At 62.1% G+C, this 20,523-nt stretch carries 18 protein-coding genes and 1 other RNA gene; 12 read left to right on the top strand and 7 right to left on the bottom strand.

The features are described from left to right. The first annotated feature begins 78 nt into the window (after positions 1–78). Together N1937_RS14205 and N1937_RS14200 are read left to right on the top strand one after the other, a co-directional pair. The gene (locus tag N1937_RS14205; RefSeq protein WP_026154230.1) at positions 79–1,077 is read left to right on the top strand and encodes a flagellin N-terminal helical domain-containing protein; all 999 of its coding nucleotides are present in this window, start codon (positions 79–81) and stop codon (positions 1,075–1,077) included. Between the two features lie 250 nt (positions 1,078–1,327). Continuing rightward, positions 1,328–1,993, top strand: coding sequence for an OmpA family lipoprotein (locus N1937_RS14200; protein WP_026154229.1), 666 nt, complete (start codon positions 1,328–1,330; stop codon positions 1,991–1,993). 52 nt (positions 1,994–2,045) lie between these two features. Here the strand turns inward: N1937_RS14200 and N1937_RS14195 are convergent, their stop codons facing one another. Then, positions 2,046–2,453, bottom strand: coding sequence for a DUF2000 family protein (locus N1937_RS14195; protein ID WP_260056436.1), 408 nt, complete (start codon positions 2,451–2,453; stop codon positions 2,046–2,048). A 45-nt stretch (positions 2,454–2,498) separates the two neighbouring features. Here N1937_RS14195 and N1937_RS14190 point away from each other — a divergent pair, with 45 nt between their 5' ends. After that, complete coding sequence (locus N1937_RS14190) at positions 2,499–3,410, top strand: AraC family transcriptional regulator (protein WP_260056435.1); 912 nt, start codon at positions 2,499–2,501, stop codon at positions 3,408–3,410. Here the strand turns inward: N1937_RS14190 and N1937_RS14185 are convergent. Both N1937_RS14185 and N1937_RS14180 read right to left on the bottom strand, forming a co-directional pair. Then, entirely contained in the window at positions 3,370–4,464 is a 1,095-nt protein-coding gene (locus N1937_RS14185; protein WP_170254997.1) for an AbrB family transcriptional regulator, read from the bottom strand. The two genes, N1937_RS14190 and N1937_RS14185, sit on opposite strands and share 41 nt — an antisense overlap. A 254-nt stretch (positions 4,465–4,718) precedes the next feature. Beyond that, complete coding sequence (locus N1937_RS14180) at positions 4,719–5,621, bottom strand: LysR family transcriptional regulator (protein ID WP_170254998.1); 903 nt, start codon at positions 5,619–5,621, stop codon at positions 4,719–4,721. Between the two features lie 92 nt (positions 5,622–5,713). Here N1937_RS14180 and N1937_RS14175 point away from each other — a divergent pair, with 92 nt between their 5' ends. From N1937_RS14175 to N1937_RS14160, 4 genes are all read left to right on the top strand, one after another. Beyond that, entirely contained in the window at positions 5,714–6,748 is a 1,035-nt protein-coding gene (locus N1937_RS14175; protein ID WP_260056434.1) for an aldo/keto reductase, read from the top strand. 163 nt (positions 6,749–6,911) lie between these two features. Next, positions 6,912–8,324 carry an FAD-binding oxidoreductase gene (locus N1937_RS14170; protein ID WP_260056433.1) on the top strand — a complete coding sequence of 471 codons (1,413 nt, stop codon included), beginning with the start codon at positions 6,912–6,914 and terminating at the stop codon, positions 8,322–8,324. Between the two features lie 202 nt (positions 8,325–8,526). Then, positions 8,527–12,234: an AsmA family protein gene (locus tag N1937_RS14165; RefSeq protein WP_260056432.1), complete on the top strand. Its 3,708-nt coding sequence runs from the start codon at positions 8,527–8,529 to the stop codon at positions 12,232–12,234. Between the two features lie 188 nt (positions 12,235–12,422). Further along, a complete protein-coding gene (locus N1937_RS14160) occupies positions 12,423–13,124 on the top strand; it encodes a DUF1223 domain-containing protein (RefSeq protein ID WP_162115996.1) in 702 nt (233 codons plus the stop codon). A 43-nt stretch (positions 13,125–13,167) separates the two neighbouring features. On the opposite strand, the gene N1937_RS14155 is transcribed toward N1937_RS14160, so the two are convergent. The 4 genes from N1937_RS14155 to ssrA all read right to left on the bottom strand — a co-directional run bounded on the left by N1937_RS14155 (position 13,168) and on the right by ssrA (position 14,743). Then, on the bottom strand, positions 13,168–13,389 hold the full coding sequence (locus N1937_RS14155; protein WP_064246068.1) for a ribbon-helix-helix domain-containing protein: 222 nt from the start codon (positions 13,387–13,389) through the stop codon (positions 13,168–13,170). Between the two features lie 108 nt (positions 13,390–13,497). Then, positions 13,498–13,692 (bottom strand): DUF4169 family protein, encoded by a 195-nt coding sequence (locus tag N1937_RS14150; RefSeq protein ID WP_260056431.1) that lies wholly within the window; start codon positions 13,690–13,692, stop codon positions 13,498–13,500. Positions 13,693–13,737: 45 nt separating this feature from the next. After that, positions 13,738–14,253: an SspB family protein gene (locus N1937_RS14145; protein ID WP_003541317.1), complete on the bottom strand. Its 516-nt coding sequence runs from the start codon at positions 14,251–14,253 to the stop codon at positions 13,738–13,740. Positions 14,254–14,380: 127 nt separating this feature from the next. Beyond that, positions 14,381–14,743, bottom strand: a transfer-messenger RNA (tmRNA) gene (ssrA, locus tag N1937_RS14140). A gap of 111 nt (positions 14,744–14,854) precedes the next feature. Between ssrA and N1937_RS14135 the strand changes: the two genes are divergently transcribed. The 5 genes from N1937_RS14135 to N1937_RS14115 all read left to right on the top strand — a co-directional run bounded on the left by N1937_RS14135 (position 14,855) and on the right by N1937_RS14115 (position 20,341). Continuing rightward, positions 14,855–15,649 (top strand): thymidylate synthase, encoded by a 795-nt coding sequence (locus tag N1937_RS14135; protein WP_260056430.1) that lies wholly within the window; start codon positions 14,855–14,857, stop codon positions 15,647–15,649. 13 nt (positions 15,650–15,662) lie between these two features. Beyond that, positions 15,663–16,181, top strand: a complete 519-nt coding sequence (locus tag N1937_RS14130) for a dihydrofolate reductase (protein WP_260056429.1) — start codon at positions 15,663–15,665, stop codon at positions 16,179–16,181. A gap of 148 nt (positions 16,182–16,329) precedes the next feature. Beyond that, positions 16,330–17,409, top strand: a complete 1,080-nt coding sequence (hflK, locus tag N1937_RS14125; RefSeq protein ID WP_017965047.1) for an FtsH protease activity modulator HflK — start codon at positions 16,330–16,332, stop codon at positions 17,407–17,409. 3 nt (positions 17,410–17,412) lie between these two features. Beyond that, complete coding sequence (gene hflC, locus N1937_RS14120) at positions 17,413–18,381, top strand: protease modulator HflC (protein ID WP_222359823.1); 969 nt, start codon at positions 17,413–17,415, stop codon at positions 18,379–18,381. Positions 18,382–18,589: 208 nt separating this feature from the next. Next, positions 18,590–20,341: a DegQ family serine endoprotease gene (locus tag N1937_RS14115; protein WP_222359821.1), complete on the top strand. Its 1,752-nt coding sequence runs from the start codon at positions 18,590–18,592 to the stop codon at positions 20,339–20,341. Positions 20,342–20,523 lie beyond the last annotated feature (182 nt).

Raw genomic sequence — 20,523 nt, 5'->3', positions numbered from 1 at the left:
CCCCGGACATGAGAGTCCGTGCGGACGGTTCATTTCTTGTGCAGTTTGCGTCTTGTTGTGTTTTTGGAGTTTCGTCTCGTGAGTATTTATCAGCGCGTCTCGGTGGATGCGGCGCTTCATGTGCTGCGCGATATCAACCGTAATATGGCGGTCACGCAAAACCACATCACCACCGGTATGCGTGTCGCAGAGGCCAGAGACAATTCCGTCTACTGGTCGATCGCTACCACTGCTCGAACCGACAACAAGGCGGTTTCGGCGATCCAGGATGCACTCGGTATGGCGGCGGCGACGATGGGAACGGCCTATACCGGCGTTCAGAATGTCATCGACGTCGTCTCCGAAATCAAGGCCAAGCTGGTTGCCGCGACCGAGGATGGCATCGACAAGAACAAGGTCAACGAAGAGATCAAACAGCTGCAGGAGCAACTGCGCAGCGTTTCGGAATCGGCGACCTTCAATAGCGACAACTGGGTGGTCCTTACCAACGATGCGACGCCGACGCAGCCGCGCCAGATCCCGGCCTCCTTCATCCGCAACGCCGACGGCACAATCTCGGTCGGCATGCTCAGCTACCATATCGACACGACGCCGAGCGGGACCACGACCTCCAAGGACGCCCGCTACTTGATCGACGATCGCGCCACCGGTTCGGGCGAATACGGCGTGTTGACATCGGCCTACTTCGCCACCGAACTCGGCGCCTCGCAGGACTATGTGCTGATGCAGAGCAAGAACGGCACCACCACCGGGCAGGTGGTGATTTCGCTCTCGGCCAGCACGACGAAAGGACAGGTCAGCGAAATGATCAGCGTCGTCGATGCAGCGCTGACGCAGCTGACGACGGTCGGTTCGGCTTTTGGCGCGCTGGAAAAACGCATCAATCTGCAAAACGACTTCGCGACGAAACTGCATGACAACATCACTGGCGGCATCGGCCGGCTCGTCGATGCCGACATGGAGGAGGAGTCGAGCAGGCTGCGGGCGCTGCAGACGCAGCAGCAACTCGGCCTGCAATCACTGAACATCGCCAACGCAACTTACGATACCGTGCGGCAGTTGTTCCAGAATTTCTGAGGCCAGACTCTCTTGATCAGAAACGCGTGACATCGAACTCCGCAGGCAGGAAGTGCTTTCCGCCGCGGAGTTTCACAAATTCCCGTGCAGGCGCAGGGACGGCATCCACCAAAACTGGTGATAATCAGCGCATTCCGGCAACAAGGCGGTGTTTCGACGTCCGAATTTGCCGTATCAGGAGAACATCTTCATTTTCTTGCCGCAATCCTTGCCATTTGGTCGCATCAGTCGAACGGAGACCGTCCTGTCCATGATCAAAAAATTCCTACTTCTCGCTATTGCCACAAGCTATCTCAGCGCCTGCACGACGACCGATCCCTATACCGGTGAACAGAAGGTTTCCAATACGGCCGGCGGCGCCGCGCTTGGCGCCCTCGGGGGCGCGCTCGTCGGCGTGGCCGTCGGCGGCGGCGGCCACGGCAAGCGCAATGCGGCGCTGATCGGCGCGGGCGTCGGCGCTCTCGCCGGCGGTGCGATCGGCAATTACATGGACCAGCAGGAATCCGAGCTTCGCGCCCAACTCGAAGGCACTGGCATTTCGGTGACTCGTAACGGCGACAACATCATCCTCAACATGCCCTCGAACATCACCTTCGACGTCGATCAGGACGCGGTAAAGCCGGGCTTCTATCCAACGCTGAATTCGGTGGCGATCGTGCTGCGCAAGTTCAACCGCACGCTGATCGACGTCAACGGCCATACGGATTCGACCGGCAGCCTGCAGCATAATCAAGACCTGTCGCAGCGCCGCGCGTTGTCGGTTGCCGATTATCTCGGCGGCCAGGGCATCGACCAGCGCCGCGTCTCCGCCGTCGGTTTCGGCCCGTCCCAGCCGGTCGCCTCCAATGCGAACGAGGCCGGCCGCGCGCAGAACCGCCGCGTCGAGATCCAGATCGCGCCGATCACACAGGGCTGATTCCGGCTCATATGCATTTGCGGAAAGGCCGGGTCACTCCCGGCCTTTTTCGTCAGTGCTGCATCGTCGCACCCTTGGTGATTTTGTCGACGATTTTCTTTTCGGCACGCAGGGCGATGCCGACCACCTTGGCATCTTCGGGCGCAAATTCTGCGAAGACGGCGCGGTTGGCCGCGTCGTGGCCGGTTGCAAACATTTCCTCGATAAAGAGCGAACTGGTGATATCGCGCTCCAGCGCGCGGCGATGAATGGCTGATATGGTCGCCTCGTCTGCGGAGAGCACGATGATCGGCTGGATCGATAGCGGATTGTAGAGGTTGTCGGCGCGGTCCCTGTAGGCTTCGCCGATGATCTCGGGATGCCGACCTGCTATCCCTGTCATCAGGAAGGCGGTGACGTTCAGCTTCTGCCAGCCGGCAAGATTGTTTCGCGGGACGACGGCAATTTTGGTATCAAACATCGGACGATCTTTCACCTATCTACGGGTTATGGAGTATCGGGCGCGTTGAGCCAGGATCTACATCAGCAGGCCTTCGAAGGTCTTGAACGTTTGTGCGCTGGCCCCTCCGGCAACGCCATCCTGGCTGCGCCGGCCTTTCCCGGCATCGAACGAATCGAGGCGCAGTTCTCAGGCAATGCCTTCGAGCCGCACCGGCACGACACTTATGCACTCGGCGTGACGCTGAAGGGGGTTCAGACCTTCCGCTATCGCGGCGAGCGGCGCTTCAGCCTGCCGGGGCAGGTGATCGTGCTGCATCCCGACGAAGAGCACGATGGCGGGGCGGGGACGGAAGATGGGCTGCAATACCGCATGCTCTATCTGGAGCCGTCGCTGCTGCTTGAATGCCTGGAGGTGGATCGGGTCGGCCTGCCATTCGTCGGCGAACCCGTGGTCAGCGATCCGGCGCTAGCGGCTGTACTGCTGGCGGCTCTCGGCGAACTCGACCGCGAACTGGACGCGCTTTTCGTCGACGGTTTCCTATCGCAGGTGGCAAGCGGCCTGTCCCGGCATGCGCGCCTGCCGTCGCGGCCGCTAGGCCCCGTCGCCTGGCGGCAGGCGCGGGCGGCACGGGATTATCTCGAGGCGCACGCGACCCGGGCAGTGAATTCCGGCGAGCTTGAGGCGGTAACGGGTCTCGACCGTTTTGCGCTGTCGCGGCATTTCCGGGCGGCCTTTGCCACCAGTCCGCATCACTACCTGCTGATGCGGCGGCTGCAGCGAGCCCGGGCGATGATTGGCGCGGGCGAGGGGATTTCCGATGTAGCGGCGGCGACAGGCTTTGCCGACCAAAGCCATCTCAACCGCCATTTCAAAAAGGCCTATGGCATGACGCCTGGCCAGTGGGTAGCACTCGCGTACAACCCCAAGCAGGGCACTAGGCGGGGCTTTCCGCAAGGCCGGAACGGCGTGCGATGAAACGGGCGAGCATCGGGCCGATCATCAGGATCACCAGGAAACGGCCGGTCTGCATCGCCATCACGAAGGGCACGTCGACATCGCTGGAGGCGGCGATGATGGCGACGGAATCGGCGCCGCCGGGGCTGGTGGCGAGATAGGCGGTCAGCGGATCTATGTCGGCGAAGACGTGAAGCGCCACCGCCATGCAGCCACAGAGCGCCATCAGCAGCACGATGCAGGCCGATACCCTCGGCAGGGCGCGCGCCACGTGCTTGAGGATCGAGCGGGTGAAACGCAGGCCGATGCTCCAGCCGACCAGTGCATAGGCGATGGCGAGCAGCCACATCGGCAGCTCGATCTTCAGCAGGCCCATCCCCTGCAGCAGGGCGCCGAGAAAGAGCGGCACGATGATCGTGCCGCCCTGGAGGCGCAGGCGCCAAACGCCATAGGCACAAAAGGCCGCAAAAGCCATGGTCGCTGCAAAGGCCGGCCGGTCAATCTCGGGAAAGAGGACAAGCGGCGGCGGCTCGGCGCCGTCGGCGGCCACCCAGAGGCGCGAGATCACCGAGGCGCCGACGGCGACGAAGACGACGCGCAGATACTGCATGAAGGCGACGAGACGGGCATCGGCGCCATAAGCTTCCGACATGATGACCATGGCGGAGGCGCCGCCCGGCGAGGAGCCCCAGACCGCGGTCGTTCCCGGCAGCACCTGCCAGCGCGTCAGCAGCCAGCCGAGGCCGGTGGCGATGGCGATGACCGAGAAGATGAACAGCAGAAAGAGCGGCGCGTCTTTCGCCATGGTGCCGAGAATATCGGGCGTGATGGTGCGCGCCATCATCAGGCCGACGAGGACCTGGCCGAATTGCAGCGGCCAGAAGGGCACGCGAAGCTTTCCCTTGCCGACGGTCAGCGCCAGCGCGATCGCCGCGACCATCGGCCCGATCAGCAGCGAGGCCGGCAGCGCGAAGAGCTCGAGGAAGACGACGAGAGCTGTGGAAAGCGCGAGCAGCAGCGCCCATTTCGGCAGGCCGGCATCCCGCAGCAGGCGGCTCGCGTCGCTGAATGACATGATCCCCGTATCTTTCCTGGCCGTGCCAAGCCCTGAAGCTGAAGGTAGGGGAAGCTCCGGCATGACGAAGAGAGGCCGGCTGCAGGAGCCGCCCGGCGCGGGTCCGGTATAGGTGGGTGGCACGGCCGCGGTCAATTGCGAAATCTGGCTTCTTGGCGTCTTGGCATGCGAAACTGATTCATGCGGCCGCTTCAAGTCGTTGTTTTCATGCAGATCGTCCTCCAAAGCCACTGAACGGTTTTGAACGAGATGCACTAGAAATGCACATGGCTGACGAGAAAATCGAGCAGCGCGCGTACACGCGCCGGCAGCGGGCCACCCTGGCCCATATAGAGGGCGTAGAACTCTTCGAGATCGCCGGGATTGGCCTCCTCAAGCACCGGCACCAGGCGCCCGGCATCGATATCGGCGCGCACGGTGAAGGCGGCAAGGCGGGCAAGGCCGGCACCTGACAAAGCGAGGTGGCGCATGGCTTCGCCGTCTCCCACCTGCACGCCCGGTGTGATCGGGATCATCACCGTTTCGCCGTCCTCGCGCAGCGGCCAGCCCTCGATGGCGCGGGCATAGGAAAAGCCGATACGGCAATGACGGCGGAGATCGGCGGTCGTGTGTGGTTTGCCGTGACGCGAGAGATAATCCGGCGACGCGACGATGATCTTGCCGGTGACGCCAAGCTTGCGGGCGATCAGGCTGGAATTCTTCAAGGGGCCGGCGCGGATCGCGACATCGGCGCGCTCTTCCATCAGGTCAACTATCCTGTCGGTATGGGAAATATCCAGCGTCACGGCCGGATGATGCGCCATGAAGGCAGGTACGAGCGGCGCCAGCAGATGGTTGCCGAAGGAGCCGCTAGTGTTGATGCGGATGCGGCCTGAGGCCTGTTCGCCGGTCGAGGCCTGATGCTCGGCCTCGGTGATATCGGCAAGGATGGCGATGCTGCGCTCGTAGAAGGCGCAGCCTTCCGGCGTCAGTTGCAGCCTTCGCGTGGAGCGGTTGACGAGGCGGGCGCCGAGGCGTGTCTCTAGCCGGGCGACGAGTTTGCTGACGGCCGACGGTGTCATGCGCCGGGCCGTGGCGGCCGCCGAAAATCCACCGCGCTCGACGACACTGACGAAGACTTCCATTTCGCCGGAGCGATTGATGTCCTGACGGCTCATGATGAATTCAAGTCACAAATGTTTTGCTGGCGGGCAATCTATATCATCGAACCGCCAAGGTCTATCTCATAGGAAAGACAGGAGACAGGTCCATGGACTACAGAAATCTCGGCGCATCCGGCCTCAGAGTATCGGTCTTAAGCTTCGGCGCGGGCACATTCGGCGGCAGCGGCCCACTATTCGGCGCCTGGGGCAATACCGGTGCCGAGGAAGCGCGGCGGCTCGTCGACATCTGCCTCGAAGCCGGCGTCAATCTTTTCGACACAGCCGACGTCTATTCGGCCGGCGCTTCCGAAGAGGTGCTCGGCCAGGCGATCCGCGGCCGGCGCGACGCCGTGCTGATCTCGACGAAGACGGCGCTGCCGATGGGCGAGGGGCCGCAGGACTGGGGAACATCGCGGGCGCGGCTGATCCGCGCCACCGAGGATGCACTGCGCCGCCTCGGGACCGACTATATCGACCTGCTGCAGCTTCATGCTTTCGATGCCTCGACGCCGGTCGAGGAGGTGCTGTCGACGCTCGATGGGCTCGTCGCCGCAGGCAAGATCCGCTATGTCGGCGCTTCGAATTTCGCCGGCTGGGAACTGATGAAGTCGCTTGCCGCCGCCGAGCGCCACGGCTATCCGCGTTATGTCGCCCACCAGGTCTATTATTCGCTGGCCGGGCGCGATTACGAATGGGAGCTGATGCCGCTTGGCGCCAACCAGGGTGTTGGAGCGCTGGTCTGGAGCCCGCTTGCCTGGGGACGGCTGACCGGCAAGATCCGCCGCGGCCAGCCGCTGCCTGCGGCAAGCCGTCTGCACGAGACGGCGCAATACGGCCCGCCGGTCGACGACGAAAAGCTGTTCGACATCGTCGACGTGCTCGACGCCATCGCGGGCGAGACCGGCCGGACGGTGCCGCAGATCGCTATCAACTGGCTGCTCAGCCGGCCGACGGTGTCGAGCGTCATCATCGGCGCCAGAAACGAAGAGCAACTGCGGCAGAACCTCGACGCGGTCGGCTGGAGCCTGTCGAAGGAGCAGATCGAAAGGCTCGACGCCGTCAGCGCGGTGACGGCGCCCTATCCCTATTTCCCCTATCGGCGGCAGGAGGGTTTTGCGCGGCTCAATCCGCCGATCGTCTGAGGCGCCGGGGGCGGCGGATTTGGCTATAACAAGCCGCCTACAACAAAAGGGGAATGAATTCTTCTGCCAATCTTAACTGGACAGCCGCTTTGACTTGCCGCATACCCAGCCTAACCTGCGGAACACGATCTGGTTTCCGCGGAATAGCAGGGAGATCAAAGGGATGGCGCTGAAGGACGCAAAGGCCGGCACACGCAACGAGGCGGGTATCGCCGCCGTGCTTAGCATTCTCAAGCAGAGCTTCGGCGAGCGCTTCCAGACCGGCCAGTCCTTCCGCGAACAACATGCCCATACGACCACCTATATCCCACCGCAGCTGCCGGACGGCGTGCTCTTCGCAGAGAGCGCCGAGGATGTGAAGGCGGCGGTCAGGGCTTGTGCGACCCACAAGGTGCCGGTCATCGGATTCGGCACCGGCACCTCGCTGGAGGGGCAGATCAATGCCGCCCATGGCGGTATTTCGATCGATTTCAGCCGCATGAACCGGGTGCTCGAGGTCAATCCCGAAGATCTCGACTGTACCGTCGAGCCGGGTGTGACACGCGAAGCGCTGAACATCCACCTGCGCGATACCGGTCTGTTCTTCCCGATCGATCCCGGCGCCAACGCCTCGATCGGCGGCATGGCCTCGACGCGGGCGTCCGGCACCAATGCCGTGCGCTACGGAACGATGAAGGACAATGTGCTTGCCGTCACCGCCGTCACCGCCAATGGTGAAGAGATCCGCACGGCCCGGCGCGCACGCAAATCCTCGGCGGGCTACGATCTGACGCGGCTCTTCGTCGGCGCCGAGGGCACGCTCGGAATCCTGACCTCGGTGACGTTGCGCCTGCAGGCGATCCCGCAGAAGATCGCCGGAGGGGCCTGTGCCTTTCCGAGCATCAAGGCCGCTTGCGATGCCGTCATCATGACGATCCAGATGGGCATTCCGGTGGCGCGCATCGAGCTCCTCGACACGGTGCAGATGCGGGCCTGCAATGCTTACTCCGGGCTTTCCTATGCCGAAAGCCCGACACTTTTCCTCGAATTCCACGGCACCGACGAGACGGTGCCGCTGCAATCGGCAGCTTTTGCCGAGATCGCGGCCGAATGCGGCGGCAGCGAATTCCTGTGGACCGCCAATGCCGAGGAGCGGACAAAGCTCTGGAAGGCGCGTCACGATGCCTATTGGGCCGCAAGGGCGCTGGCGCCCGGGCTTGCCGCACTTTCGACCGATGTCTGTGTTCCGATATCGAGGCTCGCCGATTGTGTGTCCGAAACGCAGGCGGATATCGAGGAGCACGGGCTGCTGGGGCCGATCGTCGGTCATGCCGGCGACGGGAACTTCCATGTGCTGCTGTTGTTCGACGACAGAAGCGTCGAAGACATCGCCATGGCTGAGAGCTTCGTGCAGCGACTCAACCAGCGGGCGCTCGACCTGGACGGGACATGCACCGGCGAACACGGGATCGGGCAAGGCAAGATGGCGTTTCTGGAACAGGAGCTTGGCGGCGCTGTGGATCTGATGCGACAGGTGAAACAGGCGCTCGACCCGGACGATATCTTCAATCCCGGCAAGATTTTCCATCATGGCTGAAAACGGAATGGTCTCATGAAGTTGGGCCTTGCCCCCGGCATGAATAGCGCTAGAACAGGATGATGTTGGGCCGGCTCAACCTGAAATCTGAATCCTGTTCTCAAATAAAGAGTTAGAGCATGATGTCGTCCGAAAACCGCTCACACTTTTCGGCATCATGCTCTAGTGTCGGCAACAGAATCCCGAATGGAGACGCTTTGCATTGGTAGGCCGGTTCCTCGTCTTTCTGGGGGGAGTGATCGTCGTAGCGCTGTTTGTGGCGCTGCTTGCGCCGCTGTTCATCGACTGGACGGATTTCCGCAAGAATTTCGAGGATCAGGCAAGCCGCATTATCGGCAAGAAAGTCACCGTCTACGGCACGGTGGATGCGCGCCTACTGCCATTTCCATCAGTGACGCTGCATGACGTGCGCGTTGGCCAGGAGGCTGACGGCACGCCGATAGTCAAGGTCGAGCAGTTCTCCATGGATGCGGAGCTCGCACCTTTCCTGTCGGGTGAAGCGCTGATCTTCGACATGCGTATCGTCAATCCGAAGGTGCGCTTGAGATTGCTCAAGGACGGCACGCTCGACTGGATGCGCGGCAGCCGCGCGGAAATACCGGCAAGGACCGTCGTACTCGAAAACGTGCATGTCAGCGGCGGCGAGGTCGAATTCATCGACGACCAGTCGGGCCGCTCGCGTCGCATCACCGGCCTCAATGCGGAAATGTCGGCAAAGTCGCTGGCCGGTCCCTGGCGCATCGAAGGCGACGCTGCGCTCGACGGCGAACACGGCGGCTTCTCGATCTCGAGCAGTCAGCCGGACGAGAAGGGGGTGCTGCGCATGCGCACCAGGCTTTCGCCGGACAAGCACCCTGTCAGCGTCGATCTGGACGGCGAGTTGAAGCTCGTCGACAGCAAGCCGAACTATCAGGGCCAGCTTTCGGCCGCGATCGAAATCCGCAACAGCGCCAAGCCCGCCAACAAAAAAGAGCAGCCGCCGCGCGTCAAGGGCCGCTTCGAGCTCACCAATGAACGCATCCGCATTCCCGAATACCGGATGGAGATCGGCCCGACGGACGATCCCTATGTCATAACCGGCGAGGCGACGCTCGATACCGGCAATGCGCCGGAATTCCTGTTGACCGCTGGTGGGCAGCAGATCGACGTCAACCGCATCGGCAATCAGGGCGCGGCGGGCAAGACGACACGGGATCCCGCTGTTTCTGCGCGCCAACGGCTGAATTCGCTGATCGATATCGTCCGGCAGGTGCCGATCCCGCAGGTGCCGGGCAAGGCGAGCGTCAAACTGCCGGCGATCGTCGCCGGCGATACGACGCTGCGCGACGTGCAGTTGGAGCTCGAACCGGCCGGCACCGGCTGGATGATCGACAGCGCCACCGGCATGCTGCCGGGGCGCACGCAGGTGGAAGGCAAGGGCAAGCTCCTGCTTGAGGGCGAACCTTCGTTCAATGGCCAGATCGTGGTGGCCTCCAGCCAGCCGACGGGGCTTGCCTCCTGGCTTGCCGGCTCGGTCGATCCGGCCATCCGGCAATTGCGGCAGGCTGGCTTTTCCGCCAATGTCAGCCTGACGCATGAATTGCAGCGTTTCGAAAATCTCGAGATCGCCGTCGGACCGGCGACGCTCAAGGGTCGGCTGGAGCGCCAGGCGATCTCCGGCCAGACGCCGACGTTGTCGGTGGCGCTGAATGGCGATACGCTCGATCTCGACGCGCTGCAGGCGCTGAGCGGGCTCATGACCGGCCCGGATGCCGGCGATAACGTGCTCGACCACAAGATCGCCGCCCAGCTCAAGGCCGATAAGTTCACGGCCTTCGGCGTCAGTGCTGAGAATGTCGAGACCACCTTTACGATCGCCGATGGGGCGCTTGCCGTCGACCGGTTGTCGATCAAGAATATCGCAGGTGCCGAGCTTACGGCGACGGGCAGGGCGGAGGGCTCGCTGCTCGATTACAAAGGCGCCGGTGAGATCACTTTCAAATCGGCCGATCCCGGCGGGTTCTTCACCATGCTGCGCGAGCACCTGCCGCATCACCCGGTGCTTGACCGGCTGGTGCGCAATGCCGGCTGGTACGGCAATACGGCCCTGCGCGGCGCACTGACGCTCGGCGGCGACGAGGGCAACGCGCTGACCGTGACGCTTGCCGGCGTGGCGAACGGCAGCCGCGTCAATCTCGACTACCGCATGTCCGACCTCCTGGCGTTGACCGGCAACGGCACGACGAGCCTCGAGGCGACGCTCGAAAACGCCGTGCCGTCCATCCTGTTCGGTCAGGCCGGGCTCGACCCGCTGCCGGTCGATGTCGGGGCCAATGGCCGCCTGACGCTCAAGGTGAAGGCATCGGGCAACGATCCCGCTGATGCGGCGCTGAGCTTTGCGACCGACCGGACCTCGTTCATGGCCAATGGCAAGGTCGATGTCCGGCCGGAGAGCTTCATGAACGGCCAGATCGCACTGTCGCTCGACAGCGCCGATATCGACCCCTATCTCATCATGAACGGCATCGCCCTGCCGCAGACCGGATCCGGGCTGCCGCTCGGCCTGCAAGTCAATGCAGCCGTCGATAGCGACAAGATCGTCCTTTCGGATCTTAAGGGGCATGCGGCCGACAACGAATTTTCAGGTGCGCTGACCCTCGACCGGAAGGCTGCGAAGACGACAGCGAGCGGCGGCCTGACGCTCTCTAAGGCCGATGCCGGCTGGCTCGGCGAGGCGGTATTCGGCCAGATCGTCGATCCCGCCAACGGACAGCTGGCGACGGCGCCGCTGGGGCTGCCCGTCTTCAAGGATCTCGACGTCAACGTAAAGCTGACGGCCAAGCAGTTCTGGCCGGGCCTGCCGGAAACGGCGGTGTCGGACTTCACCAGCAACGTCGCCTACAAGGGCGACGAGTTGCAGCTCAACGACATGGCCGGCAACTGGGACGGCGGAAAGCTTTCCGGCAACCTGTTCTTCACCAATGCCAACGGCACCGGCTTCCTGCAGACGAAGCTTGCGCTTGCCGATTCCGATCTTTCCGGCGTCGTCTGGCTGCGCGACGGCGCGCCGATCGCCAACGGCAAGTTCGGATTGTCGCTGTCGATGGAGGCCTCGGGCAAGACGATCGGCGAGATCGCCAGCTCGCTCAATGGTTCCGGCGAACTGAGGCTCGGCGATACCAGCATACGCGGGCTGAACCTTGCCATCCTTCCGCCGCTGCTTGCCGCGACCGATACGATGCAGGAGCAGATCAATGCCGGCAAGGTGCATCCGATCATCGAAACACTGCTCAGCAACGGCGAGGCGAAGCTGCCGCCGCTCGGCGTTCCCTTCAACATCACCGACGGGACGCTGAGGGTGCAGAATGTCACCGTCGCCAACGATCTCGCCCGCATCACCGCCGATGCGCAGATCGCCCTGCCGGAAGAGCGGGTCAGCGCGACGCTAGGTGTCGGGTTCAATCCGGGAACCGAAGCGCTTTCCGGCGCCGAGCCGGCGCTCAAGCTGAATTTTTCCGGGATGCTGCCGTCGCCCGGCAAGACGATGGATGTGACCGATATCACCAGCTACCTGTCGCTGCGCGCCTTCGAGCGCGAGCGCCGGCGGGTCGAGCGGCTGCAGGCGATCGTGCTCGAAAAACAGCGGCTGCGTCGCGAGGTGGCGCTCTATCGGTTCAACGACGCCGAGCGCATCAAGGCGGCCGAGATCGAGCAACAACGGCAGGCGGAGGAAGAGCGGCTGCGTGCACTGGCGCAGGAGGCGGCCGAACGCAGGGCCGCCGCCGAGGCGGAGGCCGCACGTGTTGCGGCTGAAGCGAAGGAGAAGGCGGATGCGCAGGCAAGAGCAGCAGCCGAGGCAGCGCGTCGTGGGGAGCAGTCGCAGCCCGGCCAACTCAATTTCGATCAGGTGCCCGGCGTTCAGGCGCAATAAAGCGTGTCACAGCCACGGCTGCTCTTTTCTCGGCGAGTTGCCTTGTTCTCTCCGGCGCGGCCGGTTGATCGGCCGTTACGACGATCACGTTGACGTGACGGCGTAACAAACTGCCCCCTCATAGCGAAATCAAACATATCGGGTTGGGTAGTTCCAACATCGAAGCCGTTTGAAAAGGGAGCGCCAACATGAACCAGCGGGGAAAGATCGCTGCAACGATCGCATCAACTCTTGCTGCCGTCACGACCACGATGCCGGTATTTGCCGCCGATCGATCACCGACGGTTGTCGAGCTGTTCACCAGTCAGGGCTGCTCGTCTTGCCCACCGGCCAACGCCAATCTCATCAAGATCAGCAGCCGCCCGGACGTGCTGGCGCTGAGCTTTTCGGTGACCTATTGGGATTATCTCGGGTGGAAGGACACCTACGGGAAACCGGAATATACGCAACGGCAGGTCGATTACGAGCCGGCGCTGCGGCAAGCTGGTCCCTTCACGCCGCAAATGGTGGTGAACGGCACGACAACCACAGTCGGCAACCGTCTTTCCGACGTCGAGGCGCTACTATCCCAGGCGCGACCGCCCAAAGGGCCGAGCCTCGCACTTGATCATGATCGCATCGAGATTGGCGGAACCTCCAATGTCGCGAACGCGGCCGACGTCTGGCTCGTTCGTTATGATCCGCGCATCGAATCCGTTCCGGTGGCGCGTGGCGAGAATGAGGGCAACACCCTGCCGCATACCCATGTCGTGCATCGTCTCGATCGCTTGGGAATATGGAATGGATCGAAGGCTTCCTTTCCCCTTCCTTTGTCGGAATCAGGGCTGAAAACGGCCATCCTGGTGCAGGCGCCGAAGGGAGGTCCCATCCTGTCGGCGATCACGGACTGAGCTTTGCAACGACACTCTCAATGACGCGCGGCCACGTTGCGCGTCACCTTGCCTGAATTGCGGCCTTCAGCCACGAGAGCACATGCAGCCGCAGCGCCGAGGAGAGATTGCTGTCCGTAGGGCGGTGGTCGTCGATTTCGGAAATCAGGGTAGCGAGCGGGATCGAACGGCTTGCGGCGATCGTCTTCAGTTCGGCCCAGAATTCATCTTCGAGCGAGAAGCTGGTGCGATGGCCGTGTAGTGTCGCCGAATGCTTACGGATCACGACGGGCTGTTTCAGATCTTGGTTGGGGTTTAGAGATAGATTCAAGGCGATCGCGCAAGTGGCTGATCGCAGAATCCATTCCGGCTCTTAAAGCTTTGCGTGAAGCCGTCATGCGCCGTCGTCACCGGTTTCGATCCGGCCGTCACGATGAGCCTTGTCTGCCTTGTCGTTCTGGCTGCGAGTCAGTTGCTTTTCGGCCTTTGTGCGGCCGAAGGAGATGCGGTTCTGCTCGGCCTGTTTTTCCTGTTCGGTGCGGGCCTGCTTCTTGCGGAACTGCCGCAGGTTGACGATTTCGGCGCTCATGGCTCTCGATTCCTATGAAAAAGGGAGGCAAAGCCTCCCTTGAGATCACTGCTTCTTGCGGAAGGAGTCGAGTGAGACGACGGAGCCCGGTTTTTTCTCTTCGCCGTCGGCGGGTTTTGCGCCCGCGGCGTCGTCGGGTTTTCCGGCCGCATCCACCGGATAGGCAGTGATTTCGCCGGACGGCAATTCCTCTCCGTCGGCGAGAGGCACATCGAATTCGAGCTCGAAATTGACGGAGGGATCGTAGAAACCGCGGATCGCATTGAATGGGATGACCAGCTTTTCCGGAACGTCCGAGAAGGAAAGGCCGATCTCGAAATGCGTTTCAGTGATCTTCATGTCCCAGAACTGGTGCTGGATGACGATGGTCATCTGCTCGGGGTATTTCGACTTCAGGTGCTGGGAGATCCGCACGCCGGTCGCGCCGGTGAGGAAGGTGATGAAGAAGTGGTGATCACCGGGCAGGCGGCCCGTGGCTGCAACTTCCGCCAAAACCTTGCGGATGACGCCGCGAAGTGCATCCTGTGCCAGAATGTCGTAGCGGATATGATCCTGCCCCATGCTTTTCCTGTCTTTCGTCGGTTCGGAGTCTTTTCACAAGGTTGTATGCCACGTCCGGGCGCCTTGGGAAAGACCGGAGCCGAGTCACGTTTTTATGCAGCATACATGATTTCGGCGGCAGGGAGAAGGTGAAGGCTTCTGTTGCCAGGTGCCTTCGGACCCCGCCTAGAGGTGCGAACCACTAGGACTTTGATTGAAGTGTCACACCGCGATTAAGCAGCGAGACGAGCTTCCGCATAGTTGTCGTTTGCAACTACAATTTTAGCCCGATAACGGCGGTACAATGCCGAGCAAAAAGACGATCTTTACACCCTTGTCGATCCTGTTTCGCCCCCATCAAAAGCCGGCCTTTGAGACCGCCGGTTTTTGGTGGAGGCGCCGGGTACCGCCCCCGGGTCCAATAGGTTTATTACACCGCTCATTTATCGCCATAGCCGGCCCGAAAGCCGGCAGGGGTGATATAGTGGTTTCCTCAGCCCATGGAAAGGGCAAACGTCATAAAAGCGTTATGCGACCCATCAGAAACTTTGGGAAAATGCCCGCCGGTGATTGGTTTCCCGGTTCCGAAGGCTTAAATTAGCCGAAACGGAATCAGCGCGACATGAAGCAATATCTCGATCTCTTGAATCATGTGATGGAAAAGGGCTCCGACCGGGGCGACCGTACCGGCACCGGTACCCGCTCGGTCTTCGGCTATCAGATGCGCTTCGACCTCGAAGAGGGCTTCCCCGTCCTCACCACGAAGAAGCTGCATCTGCGCTCGATCATCCACGAGCTTCTCTGGTTCCTGAAGGGCGAGACGAACATCCGCTATCTCAAGGAGAACGGCGTTTCGATCTGGGACGAATGGGCCGACGAAAACGGCGATCTCGGGCCGGTTTACGGCGCCCAGTGGCGCTCCTGGCCAGCGCCCGGCGGCGGCCATATCGACCAGATCGCCAATCTGGTCAAAGGCATTGTCAACAATCCGAATTCGCGCCGCCACATCGTTTCGGCCTGGAATCCGGCCGAAGTGGACGAAATGGCGCTGCCGCCCTGCCATTGCCTGTTCCAGTTCTATGTGGCTGACGGCAAGCTTTCCTGCCAGCTCTACCAGCGCTCGGCCGATATCTTCCTCGGCGTGCCCTTCAACATCGCCTCCTATGCGCTGCTGACGATGATGGTGGCTCAGGTGACCGGGCTGAAGTCCGGCGATTTCGTCCACACGCTCGGCGACGCCCATCTCTATCACAACCATTTCGACCAGGCGAAGCTGCAGCTGGCGCGCCGGCCGAAACCGCTGCCGTTCATGCGCATCAATGCTGATGTGAAGGATATTTTCGGTTTCAACTTCGACGATTTCGAGCTGATCGGCTACGAGGCCGATGCCAGCATCAAGGCGCCGATCGCCGTCTGATCCGGGATATTTCATGGCCGACATCCGCAGGACCATTATCGCCGCCGTCGCCCGCAACGGCATTATCGGCCGCGATGGCGACATGCCGTGGCGGCTTTCCAGCGATCTCAAGCGCTTCAAGGCGCTGACATTGGGCAAGCCTGTGGTGATGGGCCGCAAGACCTACGATTCGATCGGCAAGCCGCTGCCGGGACGGCCGAACGTCGTCATCTCGCGGCAGGCGGCGATAGACCATGCTGATGTCAGCATGACACATTCGCTGCCCGAGGCGATAAAGGCGGCCGAAAGGCTGGCGTTCGAAACCGGCGTCGACGAGATCTGCATTCTCGGCGGTGGGCAGGTTTATGCCCAGGCGATCGGTCTTGCCGACCGGATGTGCATCACGCATGTCGAGGCCAATCTTGACGGAGACGCGTCGTTTCCCGCGATCGATCCCGACATCTGGCAGGCAGGGGAGGCGATCGCGGTTCCGGCCGGCGAAAAGGACAGCTATCCCACGCGTTTCGTCGTCTACGAACGCCGGCAGGCCTGAAAATGAACTATTTTCCAATTAAATTGACCAAGTTTCTCACGCTGCGTTGAAAGCCGATGCGGCGATACCTATAACGGTCACCAACGCGTCCGCCGGTCAGCCCCCACGGTTTCGGATGCGTGGAGACTTAACGAACAACGAGGTTTTGATGCCCTGGAGCAATCAGAATGGCGGCGGCGGCCCTTGGGGCGGCGGCGGCGGTAATAATCAGGGACCATGGGGACAGGGGCCGAACCGGCCGCGCGGTGGCGGCAAGGGCGGACCGCCCGATCTGGAAGATATCATCCGGCGCGGCCAGGACCAACTGCGCAACATCATTCCCGGCGGCTTCAACGGCGGCGTGGCGGTGATCGTCGCGGCGATCGTCGCCGTCTTTTGGCTGATCCAGTGCATCTACGTCGTGCAGCCGGACGAACGCGGCGTCGAGCTGCGGTTCGGCAAGCCGAAGGAAGAGATTTCGATGCCGGGCCTGCATTTCCACCTGTGGCCGATGGAAACCGTGGAGACGGTCAAGGTGACCGTGCAGCAGTTGAACATCGGGGCGACTTCCGCATCGTCTTCGAATGGCCTGATGCTGTCCAGCGACAAGAGCGTCATCAACGTGCAGTTCGCCGTCTTTTACACGGTGAGTGACCCGAAGGCCTATCTCTTCAATGTCGAAAACCCGGCAGAGACCCTGCAGCAGGTTTCCGACAGTGCCATGCGTGAAATCGTCGGCCGGCGTCCGGCGCAGGACGCCTTCCGCAGCAATCGCCAGCCGATCGAAGTGGATGTGCTCAATATCCTGCAGGACACGATGAACCGCTATGGCGCAGGCGTGACCGTGACCGGAGTGACGATCCAGAACGTGGCGCCGCCGCGCGAAGTCGCCGATGCCTTCGAAGAAGTGCAGCGTGCCGGCCGTGACCGCGATAGCACGATCGAAGAGGCCAATCGCTACACGAATCAGAAGCTCGGCCAGGCGCGAGGCGATGCAGCGCGAATCCGTGAAGATGCCGCCGCCTACAAGGACCGTGTCGTGAAGGAGGCGGAAGGTGAAGCGCAGCGTTTCACTGCGATCAACGACGAATATTCCAAGGCGCCTGATGTGACCCGCAAGCGGTTGTACCTCGAAACGATGGAGCAGGTGCTGAAGAATTCCAGGAAGGTCATCATCGACGAGAAGCAGGGCGTCCTGCCCTATCTGCCGCTCAATGAGCTCGGCAAGCCGGCGCAGCAGGGAGGTTGAGTCATGACATCGAACAGACTTCCCATCATTTTCCTCATCCTCGCCATCGTGCTGGTCGGGCTCTATTCGTCCATCTTCGTGGTGAATGCGCGCGAGCAGGCCATCGTCGTCCGTTTCGGCCAGATCCAGACGGTCAAGACCGAGCCTGGCATTTACTTCAAGCTGCCCTTCGGCTTCATGGATGCCGACCGGGTTCAGCTGGTCGAAAAGCAGGCGTTGCGGCTCGATCTCGATAATATCCGCGTTCAGGTCCAGGACGGCCAGACCTTCGATGTCGATGCCTTCGTGATCTATAACATCTCGGATGTTCGCCGTTTCCGCGAAACAGTATCGGGCGATCGCGAAGCCGCGGAAGCGCGGTTGAGGGCGCAGCTCGATTCATCGCTTCGCCGCGTGTACGGTCTGCGTGACTACAATGCTGCGCTCTCGGAAGAGCGTGTCGCTATGATGCTGGAGATTCGCGACGATCTGCGCACAGATGCCGAAAACCTCGGCCTGCATATAGACGACGTTCGCATCCGCCGCACCGACCTTTCACCGGAAGTTGCTCCCAACACCTATAATGCCATGCGTTCGGAACGCCTCGCCGAGGCCGAGCGTATCCGTGCGGAGGGCAATGAGGAAGGCCAGCGGCGCCGGGCCATCGCCGACCGTCAGGTCGTCGAACTCACCGCAGGCGCCCAGCGCGATGCGGAAATCCTTCGAGGCCAGGGCGATGCGGACCGCAACCGCGTCTTTGCCGAAGTCTTCAGCAAGGATCCAGCCTTCTTCGAGTTCTATCGCTCGATGGCGGCCTATTCCTCTGCTCTCTCGTCGCAGGACACGACGCTGGTGTTGTCGCCGAATTCGGAATTCTTCCGCTATTTCGATAATGCCGCCGGCAGCTTGCAGCCACCGGCAAATCCTGCCGCACCGGCTGCGGCAGTTCCCGGCGCGGCTGCTCCCGCAGCTCCCGCCCAGCCGGCGAACTAACGGCAAAGGATGCCATTCGCATCCCGACAATCATGGAAGGGCTGGCCCGAGTGCCGGCCCTTTTTTCGTGGAATAGTCGAGATAATTTGGCTTTTGCGAGGCCACGTCACATTGCACGGGGATTTCGCGAAAAGGTGATTTCGCCCTCCATCATTCCGCCTTATGCTGGTGCTCAATGTGCGCATGTACCCCCCTATGAGGAAGCTTGATGGCCCCCACGATTCGCTCGCCCTTCAGACGAACGCTCGCGCTTATGGCCAGCGCTGCAATTCTTGCGCATGCCGGCATGAACGGGGTCGCGTATGCCCAAGCCGCGCCTCAGACGACCACACCTGGGGTTACGACACCTGCTCCGGCTACTCGGGAAACGACTGCTCCGACACCCACACCGCCGGCCGCGGCTGCACCGGAAACGGCTGCTCCCGCCCCGCAGCAGACGGCCCCGGCCCAGGCCGTCGTGCCCAACAGCGGTCCGGCTTCGGTCGCCGATCTCGCCGAGGGGCTGCTCGATGCCGTGGTCAACATCTCGACCTCGCAGAATGTGAAGGACGACGAGGGTGCAGGCCCGGCGCCGCGCGCGCCCGACGGCTCGCCGTTCCAGGAATTCTTCAACGATTTCTTCAACAAGCAGCAGGGCAACAAGGGCGGCAACCACAATGTCAGCTCGCTCGGTTCAGGCTTCGTTATCGATCCGGCCGGTTATATCGTCACCAACAACCACGTGATCGAGGGTGCCGACGATATCGAGATCAATTTCGCCAATGGTTCGAAGCTCAAGGCGAAGCTGATCGGCACCGATACGAAAACCGATCTTTCGGTGCTGAAGGTCGAGCCGAAGACGCCGCTGAAATCGGTGAAATTCGGCGATTCCAGCACGATGCGCATCGGCGACTGGGTGATGGCGATCGGCAATCCGTTCGGCTTCGGCGGTTCGGTGACGGTCGGCATCATTTCCGGGCGCGGTCGCAACATCAATGCCGGTCCCTACGACAATTTCATCCAGACGGATGCGGCGATCAACAAGGGCAATTCCGGCGGGCCGCTGTTCAATATGAAGGGTGAAGTGATCGGCATCAATACGGCGATCATTTCGCCGAGCGGCGGCTCGATCGGCATCGGCTTCTCGGTGCCGTCGGAGCTTGCTTCCGGCGTCGTCGACCAGCTGCGCGAATATGGCGAGACGCGGCGCGGCTGGCTCGGCGTGCGCATCCAGCCGGTGACCGACGATATCGCCGACAGCCTGGGGCTCGACACCGCAAAGGGCGCGCTGGTCGCCGGCGTCATCAAGGGTGGCCCCGTCGACGACGGCTCGATCAAGGCGGGTGACGTCATTTTGAAATTCGACGGCAAGACCGTCAGCGAAATGCGCGACCTGCCGCGCGTCGTGGCGGAAAGCACGGTCGGCAAGGAAGTCGACGTGGTGGTGCTGCGCGACGGCAAGGAGCAGACCGTCAAGGTGAAGCTCGGCCGGCTCGAGGACAGCGATCAGGCGGCGACATCCGACGATGCGGCGCCCGATGGCTCGCAGGATAATGGCGTGATCACCCCGGATCCCGGCGAGAACAACGACATGGACCAGCCTGACACCGGCGATCAGGCCCAACCAGCGCCGGGTACGCCCGACCAGCATAAGGGCCAGGTGTCGCCGGATGCGGCAACGCCGAAGAACGTGCTCGGGTTGTCGCTGTCGCTGTTGAGCGCCGAGACGCGCAAGGCCTTCGGCATCGCCGAGAGCGTCGACGGCGTCGTCGTGACAGAGGTGACGCCCGGCTCCGCTTCCGCCGAGAAGGGGCTGAAGCCCGGCGATGTGATCGTCGAGGTGGCGCAGGAGTTCATGAAGTCACCGGATGCGGTCGCCGCCAAGGTGCAGGCGCTGAAACAGGAAGGCCGCCGCAACGCCCAACTGATGATCGCGTCGGCGAATGGCGATCTGCGGTTCGTTGCGGTGCCGATGGAATAAGCGCGCTACGGCGGTGGTGAATTAGCCGCCGCGGTCTCCAACTCTTCCTCATTCCTGTGCTTGTCACAGGAATCCAGTGCGCCCAAAGTCCTTGGGCGAAGAAGACTCTTCTCTCTTGGCGTAAGTCATTCACCGCGCAGACGCGCGGTGGCTGGATTCCTGTGACGAGCACAGGAATGAGG

Source organism: Rhizobium sp. WSM4643 (genome assembly GCF_025152745.1).
In the GTDB taxonomy this organism is placed as follows: Bacteria; Pseudomonadota; Alphaproteobacteria; order Rhizobiales; family Rhizobiaceae; genus Rhizobium; species Rhizobium leguminosarum_I.
This window is presented reverse-complemented; position numbering and strand designations above follow the sequence as displayed.